We start from the raw sequence: 10,354 nt of genomic DNA, 5'->3' as shown, positions 1-10,354 counted from the left end.
CTCATCGGGGTACTTCTTCGGTGCCGCCACAGAAACTTCCTCCCCATGGCCATCAGACCATGATTAAGAAGCTCCATGAAAACGGGGGTAGCTCACAGCAGATCGGCCGCGACAGCCAGCCCTTCGGCATCCAATACCCGCTGCGAGGGTCCGCCCGCCTGGAAGTCGCTGACCCGGCCTACGAGATCCGCGAGCAGGACATCCCGCACTCCCGGCACCTCCGTAGTCACGACCCGGCCCAGTGTATTGAGAGGCGGCAACCTATCGGAGTCCGGCCGACCCTCGCGGTCTGGACGCCGCTGCTGGCCCCACCGTGCGGCAGCGGAGTGTGCTGGAGCGAGGCTTGACTGGCCGACGGGTGGTATGCGGCCAAGACTACGGCGAGCCTCCCGCGCCCAGCAGGGACTCTCCCGGGCCCTTTCCTCCCGGGGAGCGACGCCTAACGACGATCGCTGCACATGTTCCGAGCATGACCGGGCCACCGACACACGAAGCTTCCCGGCCATTGGCTACGCGTCCTGATGATGCGCCCCCTTACCGCTTGTGCGACGAGTTCTGGCGCGCCACAGGGTGGCAGTGTCACGCGTCCTGCCCTTGGGTCCCGTGGAGCGTCGCCACGCAAAGCCTGCCGTACCGCGACGGTGCATCCCAGGCGCCTTCGGGTTCTCGCGCTTTTCGGAGGCGCGTTGCAAAATGCGGTATGGAGCGAAAGCGGACCAACGGCGAGGTCCATGAAGCTGGGATAACGAGTGCTCTCACCGAGATCGGAAGGCGAGGGGGTAGCGCGAGACTGACCGGACGCCTGGTCGAAATTACACCCACTTCCGATTGGTCCGACTTAGCAGATTCTGTGCTCGCACGGGTAACGGCGAAGACCTCGGGAGACTGGCAGACTTCAATAGAATACGGACGAAGATCATCTGGTCGCGATGTGGCGCGGAAGGAGCACTACTGGATCTTTGTCGATCTAGGGGCGAACCCGACTGAGTACTACGTCGCTCCCGCGATCTGGGTAGGGAACGAAGTCGCGAAACGACACCAAGAATTCCTCCTGGCAAACGGCGGGAGACGGCCGGTCAATCCTGACTCCGTACACCACAAGATCAAGGTCAAGTGGATCGAGCAGTGGCGGCAGCGCTGGGGTCTGCTCGGCTTGCGGGACGACTGAATTGAGCGGTCGTCTGCCGTCAGGTAACCCTGCCAGCGGGGCCGTGAACTTCAACGGCGCAGAGTTCCTGCCGCCATCTTCACGGGCGCCGACTTCGGTGGCCCGGCCTCGTTCGTCGGTGCCGCTTTCCACGGCTCTGCGGACTTCGGGACGCCCGGTCTCGTGTCCTACGACGCGCTCAAAGTCGGCTCGGCGCGCCCTGGACCGAACGTCCGCACCGCCCGATTCCGGGACCAGGCGGTGTTCAAAGGCGCAACGTTTGGTGGCACTGCATCATTCGGGTACGTCCGATTCGACGGGCCCGCCGACTTCGCCGATGTGACCGCCCGCCAAGACGTCTACCTCGCCGGTGCACGAAGCGCCGGCTCGGCCGGGAGCCGATGCCGGCGGATCAGCCGCTGCCCGATGAAGGTTCGCCAGACCCGGTCCGCGACGGTCGGTTCGACGATCCAGAGCCGACGCTGCGCCTCGGCGAGGGTGAGCGGCGCGCTGAAGAGATCCAGGAACAGCCGGCTGCTGCGGTTGAGTGCGAACACCTGACCGTCGACCCGGCGGAACAGGTGCCGGTCCGCCGGCAGGTCGCCGGGGACGCCTTCCTGCTCGTCGGATCGGATTCGCCGGTATGCGTCCCAGACCTGCTCGTCGTCGCGATCCACGAAGGCGCCGTTGGCGAGGAACTCGGTCTGGTCGTCGGTGTCGTGGCGTACCCGGTCGTGGGCGAGGACGCCGCGTACCGCGGTGCCGTACCGGTCGTGGTAGAAGAACGTGTGCGGGGTGTCGGTGGCGCCCAGCCACGGACGGTGGTAGTGCCCGGGGTTCAGTCCAGCCTTGGCCTGGGCGACCTCGGCCTGCGCGGCCTCGGTGACCGGCTCGTCGTACTTGAGCATCCGGACGATGTCCGATCCCTCCACCGGCCGCACGTTGGTGATGCCGAACCGGTCCGGTTCCTTGGCGACGATGGCGCCCGGCGTCAGCATGAAGTCGCCGAGCCCGCCGAGGGTCCACAGGTCCGGGTTGTCACGCAGGAAATTGACGCTGTCCAGCGCCTCTTCGCGGGTCTCGGTGGGGAAACCAGTGAAGCCCATCATCTGCACACCAATGTTCGCCTTGGTCATCGCCATCATGGTGCGTCGTGCCTGCTCCGGCTTGGTGCCCTTGTCGATCAGGTCGAGGATGCGCTGGTTACCGGACTCGAAGCCGACTGAGATGGCCACGCAGCCGCTGCGCCTCAGTAAGTCGCAGCGCTCGTCCGACCAGTACTTCTCCAGCCGGATCTCGGCACCCCAGCGGAAGTCCAGCCCTCGCTCGACGACCTGCTCGGCGAAGCGCAGAATGGTCGCCGGGGCGAGCACATCGACCGAGAAGTAGATGAACTTGGCGAACTTCGACAGTTCGGTGACGTCCGCGATCATGGTGCTCACCGTGTCCTGCCGCCATGGGCTGGTGGGACCGTCGGTGTTCAGTCCGTAGTCGCAGAACGTGCACTTGTTCCAGTAGCAGCCTCGGGTCGGCGAATAGTAGACGAACCGCTCCGGGCTGAGGTAGAGGTCCCAGGGCAGGCCGGAGAAGTCCGGGACCGGCACCTGCGCCAGACGTTCGTAGCGCAGGGGCAGTTGACGCTGGCGGCCGTACTTCGGGTGCAGCCGGACGTTGGGGTGCCCGGCTGGCAGCGTGCCCGTCGCCACCGCGTCCAGGATTTCCGTGTACGCGCTTTCCCCTTCCCCGACCACGATCGCGTCGAAGTCGGCCAGCACCTGGAAGACGTACTCGGGTTTGCTGGCGCACTTCCAGACGTCGGAGATCTCCGTGCCACCCGCGATGAGGAAGACGTCCGGGCAGGCCTGCCGGACGAGTCGGGCGATCCGGAGCGCGAACGGCAGTTGCCACTGGTAGGTGGCGCTGATGCCGATCACCTGGTGCCCGCCAGCAACCAGCCGTGGGATCAGCACGTCCTCGTAGTACGGCAGGAAGGGCCGGTTGAGCCGAGCGAGCAGCGCCTCGTCCGTCAGCGCGGCCACCGAGCCGATCGAGATCATCGGCGGTGGGTGGAGTCGGAAGCCTGCGTGGAACTGCCCGGGGAACCCGACCGTGCCGAGCGCGTCCATCCAGGAGATCACGCCCTCGACGGCATCCTGGTAGTGCCGGTAGTCGTAGAACAGGGTCGGATCCTGCAGCACCCCGATCGACCGGCGCAGCCGCTCCGGATCGGGGTCGGGCAGGCCGAGCTGGTTCGCCCGGGCCATCAGCGCGTCCGGGCCGCTGAGGTCGTCGATCGAGAGCCGGGACAGCTCCCGCCGAAGCCACTCGTACGCCGACGGGGTGTACGAGTGGTGGAACGCCTCGATGTTGGCGTCGATGATCTCCGCCGGCTGGTGCCCCTGTGCCCGGGCGTACGAATCGAGGTAGTTCAGGGAATGGTATCCCGAGGTGGGATCGGTCAGCGGGGGGTAGATCAGTGCTGCCTTCACCGTGCCGCCCATCGACTCCTCCTCAGCCGGCCCGGGCCGCGGAACCGGCCAGGGTGTGCTCCCGCGTGCGCGTGTCCACCGCGGGCAGTCGCGGGGCACCGAACGCCTTGACGTACGCGACAAACGGTTCGGCGGCGTACCGGAACGCCGCAAGGTCGACGAAGCCCCGGTCCCACGCCGCCGCTTCCAGCCCGTCGGCGGCACAGCCCCACAGCCTCGCAAAGCACGCGTCGACGATCTCGGTGCGGAAGTGCAGCCGAGCACCCGGGCGGCGGTGCCCCGTCGTACGCGGGACGAGCGTCTCGTTCAGCGACGCCGCGGTCGCCGCGACCTGCCGTGCCGCGGTGAGCATCGCGGGGGTACGCAGCGGCGCCGCGACCATCCACAGAGCCAGGCTGCGGTACGGCGTGGTGCCGAACGCCCGCACCAACACCCGCAGCACCGCCTCGCGGTCGTCGAGACCCCGTTCCCGGTCGGTCAGCCAGTCCCACCCGCTCGGCGGCGCACCGGTCAGCCCTCGCCGGCGGGCCACCTCCCTGGCGCGTTCCTCGACCACCGGGTCGTCGATGTCGACCTCGGCCAGCCCGGCCAGCACCCCCCGCCGGTGCCAGGCCGCCGACTCGGGATGCAACAGCATCAGCACCGCGGCGGCCTCCCGGTCGCTGGCCCAGTGCCCGCCGACCGACTCTCCGGCGAACCGCGACCGCCAGCTGTCGAGGAATCGGGTGTGCAGGTTGTCGATCGGCTGATCGTCGGTGTGCGCCGGGCACAGCTCGGGCGCGTTGTCGGCAGCCATTGACAGCAGCATCCGTGCGTCGGCGCCCTTGGCGTCGCAGGGGTTCCGCCGGTGCCAGATCAGGAACCGGCCCACCACGGCCGCCGCCTCGGCTGGCGCGCTGCGTTCCAACGCCTGGTACGACCGCCGCCGGAAGGGCAGGTCCCGGCCGATGCCCAGCAGCAGCACAGCCTCGGCGTCGCTGAGCACGCCGGCCGCGACGGCGCGGCGCAGCGCGACCCGGATGTTCACCAGCGGGACGCTCAACGCGCGGTGGTCTTCCTCGGCGGGCCCGTGCACGACCGCCACCTCGTCGTCGCCCGTGACGACCCCGTCGCGGTAGAGCTGGAACACCTCGCCCACGCCACGCATTCCGAACGGCCACAGCTCGGCGGCGCGCAGCGCGCCCATGCTGGCGGCGCCGGCCACTGTCACGCCACGGTCGAGCAGGTCGAGGATCTCCCGGTGGCGGACCGGCGGGTGTTGCAGGAAGAACCCGTCGATGACGAGGACCCGGTCGCCGGGGGCAACGTCCAGGCGGAGCAGGTCGCCGTGCGCGACGGGCGGCAGCACCACCGCGTCGGGCAGCAGCCGACCGACCTCGTCGGGCGGCAGGCTCGGACCGATGAAGACGACGTCAGTCACGGGGCACTCCCGGTCGGGTACTCAGGGCCCGCTCGTCGAACATCCGCAGGCCGGGGGCGAACACCTTGCTCACCGCGATGCCGATGTCGTCGTGGGTCAGGTCCACGCTGAACGGCTCGACGCCGGTGACCCGCTGCACCCGTGACGCCAGCTCGCGCAGCACCTGGGTCACGTCCCCCACGGGTGGTGCATCCCGGCGGACCGGCCGGACGGGCCGGTCGACGGTGGGAGGCGGCACCGGCGGTGCGCCGACGTCGTGGTAGGCGGTGGCGTCGATGTCGTCCCGGGCTCCGGAGACCATGACCAGCCGCGACTGCGCCGCCTCCGCCATGGCCCGACCGACGGCGATCTCCGGGTCGACGTGGCAGCCGAAGCCGCCGAAGGTGACCGGGAGGTCCTCCGACCAGATCGAGGCGGCGTAGCAGGGTACGTCGACCGCGTTGGTGATGTCGCAGACCTCCACCCAGCAACCGGCCCGCACCAGCGCCTCGTGCACCGTGCGGGTCATCGCGTTGGTGGCGGTGCCCGGGTCGGCGTAGGTGCGCTCGGCCAACGGTGAGGTGCAGTACGGGGCGATGCAGTCGCGTTCGACGACCTCCAGCAGAGCGTGCAGGCTGGCCTCGGCGAAGGTGTTCCCGGTGGCCAGCCCGTTGCTGCTGGGGGTGAACAGGGCACGGTCCCAGCCACGCCGGATGGTGAAGTCGAGTTCGATGGTGGCGCGGGGCACCAGGCAATCCGCGCCGGTCACCAGCCCACGGCCAGCCACCCAGTCGAGCTCGACGGCAGGGGTCAGGGGTGATCGTTCCGCCAGGTGTAGCCACCGGACGTCGTACGGCAGGTCGAGCGCCTCGGCCGGGGACCGGACGACGGTCCCCGGCCGGAGGTTCTCGGCATGCCAGGACTCGATGCTCTCCATGACCGCGCTGACCCGGGCCTGCGTCGTCGTGGCGCCGGTGCCGACGCTCACCGCCATGGTGGCTCCGACCGGCCGGTAGGCGACGTGCACCGGTAGGCCGATCTCGTCGAGCCGGGTGATGTCGGCGACCCGGGTGATCCGGAACCGGTCGAGCAGGCCCCCGATCCGTTCCCAGGTCTGCTCCACGGTGGCCGTCCGGTAGGTGCCGGATCGGAACGCGATGGTCTCGGTCGTGTCAGTCATCGAGGCTCCCGGCGAGGGGTGGGGAACTCAGAGGATGAGGACGGCGATGATGTTGACGTTGTTGTCGGCCACCGGGGCCACGCCACCGGCGACCGTCTCCAACTCGGCCTCGGTCAACTCGTTGAGGTCGACCAGCGGCACCTCGGGCACGTGCAGCACGTGCAGGCCGGGCGTGCCGGCCCAGTCGGCGACGATCTGGTCCTTGGTGTAGAGCGTGGCGGGCTGGGCGCGGTCGACCTCGACCCGGGAGCCGGCGGCGACCGGCAGGCCGGCCGCCGTCGCGTAGCCGGTCGGGTCGGCGAGCAGGCGCTGCAGTTCCTCGTCGCTGCGCCATACGGCGGTGACCAGTTCCGAGTACTTGGTCACGAACCTCGCGCCATATTCCTGTTCGTCATTGCTCATCGTTCGGTCCTTTCCTCGGGGGTCGCTGCCAGACGGGGGTGATCGCTGTGGCGAGAACGCTACGAAGATCGAGGTTCGACAATCAATGATTTCGTCTGAGTGCCATCAGAATCTGCCGCGCCGACCGGTGGGCGGCTGACTTCGGTGTCAGGTGCAGCAGCACGGGCAGCAGCAGGCACAGCTGGGGTCCAGGCCGGCGACGACGCTGTCCAGTTCGTCCTCGGCCAGTTCCGCCTGGGCCACCGGCAACAGCGACGGCACGAAGAGCACGAAGGTGCCGGTGGTCCCCGCCTGCTGCCAGGACTCGACCTGCACCTCAAGGTCCGGATCGGTGTCGGCGACGTCCCGCACCACCCGGACCTGCACATCCTCCGACAGGTGAAGCCCGTAGCCGGCGAGGAACCCGCGTGGGTCCCGGTCGAGCGCCTGCTCCTTGACCGGGTCGGCCCAGACGTCGGCGACCAGCCGGCTGTACGCGGCCACGAAGACCGCTCGATCGACAGGTGTCACACCCTGCTCCCTTCGATGGTCGACCGCCGGTGGCGGCGACGGGCAGCGCGGGAGGTTCCGGGCCGCCGGTTTCGCTTCATCGTGGGTCACCGGTGGATCTGGCCCGTCCGGAGAGCGGGAATTTCATCGAATGTGGCCGCGAAAAGGTCGCGCTGCGGCGAAAGTCGGGTAATTGGGAATCAGCGACTTGCGGCGGATGGCGATCATAATGACTGTCACCACTGTGGACAAGTAGTAATTCCTCGCCTGTCACCCGCCCGGTGCGCACACCTAAGCTGCGATCGGCGGACCGCACAGCGTGACAGCGGTTCGACGGGGTTGCCGTGATCCGTCACCGACTGCTGCCGGAGGCCACCGTGACCATCGACGAGGCGACGACGACTCCCGGCGGCCCGGGCGGGTACAGCGTGGAGGAACTCGCCCGCAAGGTGGGCATGTCGCCCCGCAACATCCGTGCCCACCAGGCCCGGCGACTGCTGCCCCCGCCGGTGCGGCGTGGTCGGGCGGCGCTGTACGACGACTCCCACGTCCGCCGGCTGGACGCGATCCTCGCCCTGCAACGACAGGGCTTCAACCTGGTGTCCATCGAGGCGATGCTCGGGGTCCGGGCCAGTGACGAGGCGCCCGACGGGCTCACCGCGATGCTGCAACGCCTGACCGCCGACCGTCCCGCGCTGGCCCACGCGCTGACCCGGCACGGCGTGATCGGCCGGACCACCGACGGCACCGTCCGCACCGTCCGGCCACGCCCGCTACGCGCCGCCCTGGACCTGCATCGGGTACGGGTGGGCACGGTGCCGGCACTGCAGACCCTCAGCGAGGTGCTGGACAGCCTCCGGCCGGTAGCCGACGAGTTGGTCGCCGCCGTCACCGCCCGGCTGCTGACCCTCGCTCCGGAGCTGGTCCGCGGCGACGCCCGGTCGTCCTGGGCCGATCTCGACCGGGAAACCCTGTTGCTGACCCAGGGTGTGGTCAACGTACTCACCGAGGCGTTCCGGCTCGCCGTGGAGAACCAGTCGGAGGCGCACATCGCCGAGCTGCTGGAGAACCACCTCGACGCGGACGTGTGCCTGGAGGACAGCACGGTCATCGACAACGGCTGACCGGGTCGTCAGCTCGTTGCGGGCTGCCCGTCCGCCTGCGGGCTCTCCGCCACGGTGCCGGACCGTTCCGGTTCGGTGAGCAGTTGCCGCCGCGCCAACCGGTGGAACAGCCCTTCAGGCTGGTCCATCAACTCGTCGAAGCTGCCCCGCTGAACGATCCGCCCTGCTTCGAGGACCACGATGGTGTCCGCCGCACGGACCGTGGACAGCCGGTGAGCGATGACCACCCGGGTCGCGGCCAGGGCCGCGGTGCTCCGGCTGACCACCTCCTGGGTCCGGTTGTCCAGGGCGCTGGTCGCCTCGTCGAGGAAGATGATCCGGGGCAGCGGGGCCAGCGCGCGGGCGATCAGCACCCGCTGGCGCTGCCCGACGGAGAGCGTCCCACCGCCGAACGGCACCATCGTGCTCATCCCCATCGGCAGCGCCTCCAGGTCGTCGGCGAGACCGGCCATCCGCGCCGCCTCCCACACCTGGTCGAGCGGGAAGCTGCCGGCGCCGCAGATGTTGTCCCGGACCGAGCCGGCGAAGAGCTGGCCATCCTGCAGGACCACCCCGCACTGCCGGCGGACCGCGTGCACGTCGAGTTCGGAGAGATCCTGGCCGTCGTAGAGCACCGCGCCCTGCTGCTGGCGCTCGAAGCCGAGCAGCAACCGCAGCAGCGTGGACTTCCCGCAGCCACTCGGCCCGACGATGGCGACGAACTCACCCGGGCGGACGTGCAGGTCGATGTCAGTGAGCACCGGTGGCTCGTCCGGCTGGTAGGCGAAGGTGAGCCGGTGCAGCGCGATCTCGCCGCGCAACTCCCCCGGGTCCACCCGGTCCGGCCGCGCCTCGGGGTCGGCGCGCAGGATCTCCCGCAGGCTGCCCAGCCGAGGCACCGCCGCGATGACTTCCACCCCGGCCGACACCAGCACCAGCAGCGCGCCGAGCAGCATCGCGAAACCGACGTTGACAATGAAGAAGTCGGCCGGCGTGACCCTGCCGGCCAGCGGCCCCATCAGCACGGCGAACAGGACCAGTTGACCGGCGACCGGCAGCACGGTGCCGAAGGCGACCAGAGCCGCCTGACTCTGCCGGACCCGTTGCAGCGCCGCTCGGGCCGTCGCGGCCACCTCCGACCAGCGTGCGTGGGCACGGGTTTCGGCGGCCGCCAGTTTGATCTTGACGATGCCGCCGAGCAGTTGGTTGGTCATCGCTGCCGCCCGGTGCTCGGCCGGCAGCGCGGACCGTTGCTGACGGACGATCAGTACGGCGAACGCGCCGAAGGTCAGCATGGTGACGGCGACGATCCCCGCTCCCCACAGCCCGAGCACGGGCTCGACCACCAGGAGCATGCCGAGGGTCACCGCGACGATCGCGGCCGCCGAGACGAGCTGCGGCAGCAGCGCGCTCAGCGCCTCGCCGACGAACGAGATCCCCAACATCGAGTTGGCGATCTCACCGCTGCTGCGACCGGCGAAGAACCGGGCCGGTAGCCGCATCAGCCGGTCCCAGATCGCCAGCTGCGCGCCGAACTGCATCCGGCCGTCCAACCGCAGCAGACGCAGGTTCTGCACCACACCCACCAGCCCGGCGACCACCGCAGCGCTGAGCATCAGCGCGAGGAAGCCGCCGAGGCCGTTCACCTCGCCCCGCCGGGCCAGTTGGCCGATCACCTCGCCGGTGGCCAGCGGCACGCCCAGGCCCAGCAGTGCCACACAGGTGGTGGCGAACAGCAGACCCCGCACGTCGCGGGACGCACCGACCAGCCCGGCCCGCAGCAGGTGGCGCATCCGAGCGGTCGGCGGCAGCGGCGCCTGCACCTCGGTCGCCTCGGCAGCGAACGTCGCGGCCACGCTCGCGTCGATCGGGGCGTACGCCCGGGTGTCCGGGTCGACGTGGTGGTAGCGGCCTCGGCGGAACACCAGCGGCACCGCGACTGCGCGCTCCGGGTCATCGCCGGCCCGCCACCCCACCAGTGGCCCCAGGTCCCGCCGCCACCATCGGTCCGGCAGCCGCACCTCACGCAAGAACAAGCTGGACGCTCGGGGGTCGACTTCTGGAACGACTTCCTGCACGTCGCCGCGGACTTCGACGGCGGCGAGGTGTACCGCAACTCCTTCGACCAGGACGTCGTGCGCAAGC

The 10,354-nt window shown here is 69.6% G+C and carries 9 protein-coding genes and 1 pseudogene; 3 read left to right on the top strand and 7 right to left on the bottom strand.

Features of this window, described 5'->3' with window-relative positions:
- Window positions 1–92 precede the first annotated feature (92 nt).
- Window positions 93–230 carry a hypothetical protein gene (locus ABZU52_RS30150; protein ID WP_354974336.1) on the bottom strand — a complete coding sequence of 46 codons (138 nt, stop codon included), beginning with the start codon at window positions 228–230 and terminating at the stop codon, window positions 93–95.
- A gap of 701 nt (window positions 231–931) precedes the next feature.
- Between ABZU52_RS30150 and ABZU52_RS30145 the strand changes: the two genes are divergently transcribed.
- Together ABZU52_RS30145 and ABZU52_RS30140 are read left to right on the top strand one after the other, a co-directional pair.
- On the top strand, window positions 932–1,168 hold the full coding sequence (locus tag ABZU52_RS30145) for a hypothetical protein (RefSeq protein WP_354974335.1): 237 nt from the start codon (window positions 932–934) through the stop codon (window positions 1,166–1,168).
- Between the two features lie 162 nt (window positions 1,169–1,330).
- Window positions 1,331–1,465: pseudogene (locus tag ABZU52_RS30140) on the top strand (hypothetical protein); the annotation flags it as partial.
- A 41-nt stretch (window positions 1,466–1,506) separates the two neighbouring features.
- Here ABZU52_RS30140 and ABZU52_RS30135 read toward each other — a convergent pair.
- The 5 genes from ABZU52_RS30135 to ABZU52_RS30115 form a co-directional block, all read right to left on the bottom strand.
- On the bottom strand, window positions 1,507–3,648 hold the full coding sequence (locus tag ABZU52_RS30135) for a radical SAM protein (protein ID WP_354974334.1): 2,142 nt from the start codon (window positions 3,646–3,648) through the stop codon (window positions 1,507–1,509).
- Between the two features lie 10 nt (window positions 3,649–3,658).
- On the bottom strand, window positions 3,659–5,056 hold the full coding sequence (locus tag ABZU52_RS30130) for a TfuA-like protein (protein ID WP_354974333.1): 1,398 nt from the start codon (window positions 5,054–5,056) through the stop codon (window positions 3,659–3,661).
- Entirely contained in the window at window positions 5,049–6,215 is a 1,167-nt protein-coding gene (locus tag ABZU52_RS30125) for a YcaO-like family protein (RefSeq protein WP_354974332.1), read from the bottom strand. Before ABZU52_RS30125 ends, ABZU52_RS30130 begins: the two co-directional genes overlap by 8 nt.
- 27 nt (window positions 6,216–6,242) lie before the next feature.
- On the bottom strand, window positions 6,243–6,617 hold the full coding sequence (locus ABZU52_RS30120) for a hypothetical protein (protein WP_354974331.1): 375 nt from the start codon (window positions 6,615–6,617) through the stop codon (window positions 6,243–6,245).
- A 147-nt stretch (window positions 6,618–6,764) separates the two neighbouring features.
- Window positions 6,765–7,127 (bottom strand): hypothetical protein, encoded by a 363-nt coding sequence (locus ABZU52_RS30115; RefSeq protein WP_088948969.1) that lies wholly within the window; start codon window positions 7,125–7,127, stop codon window positions 6,765–6,767.
- 323 nt (window positions 7,128–7,450) lie between these two features.
- Between ABZU52_RS30115 and ABZU52_RS30110 the strand changes: the two genes are divergently transcribed.
- Complete coding sequence (locus ABZU52_RS30110) at window positions 7,451–8,230, top strand: MerR family transcriptional regulator (protein ID WP_354974330.1); 780 nt, start codon at window positions 7,451–7,453, stop codon at window positions 8,228–8,230.
- Window positions 8,231–8,238: 8 nt separating this feature from the next.
- Here the strand turns inward: ABZU52_RS30110 and ABZU52_RS30105 are convergent.
- The coding region (locus ABZU52_RS30105; protein ID WP_354974329.1) for an ATP-binding cassette domain-containing protein at window positions 8,239–10,354 on the bottom strand (2,116 nt) is incomplete at its 5' end.

The sequence above is a fragment of the Micromonospora sp. NPDC005220 genome, from assembly GCF_040607895.1.
Lineage (GTDB): Bacteria > Actinomycetota > Actinomycetes > Mycobacteriales > Micromonosporaceae > Micromonospora.
This window is presented reverse-complemented; position numbering and strand designations above follow the sequence as displayed.

Coding starts and splice junctions, on each gene's coding strand:
- ABZU52_RS30135 (WP_354974334.1), bottom strand. CDS start 3,648: ATGGGCGGCACGGTGAAGGCAGCACTGATCTACCCCCCGCTGACCGAT.
- ABZU52_RS30125 (WP_354974332.1), bottom strand. CDS start 6,215: ATGACTGACACGACCGAGACCATCGCGTTCCGATCCGGCACCTACCGG.
- ABZU52_RS30120 (WP_354974331.1), bottom strand. CDS start 6,617: ATGAGCAATGACGAACAGGAATATGGCGCGAGGTTCGTGACCAAGTAC.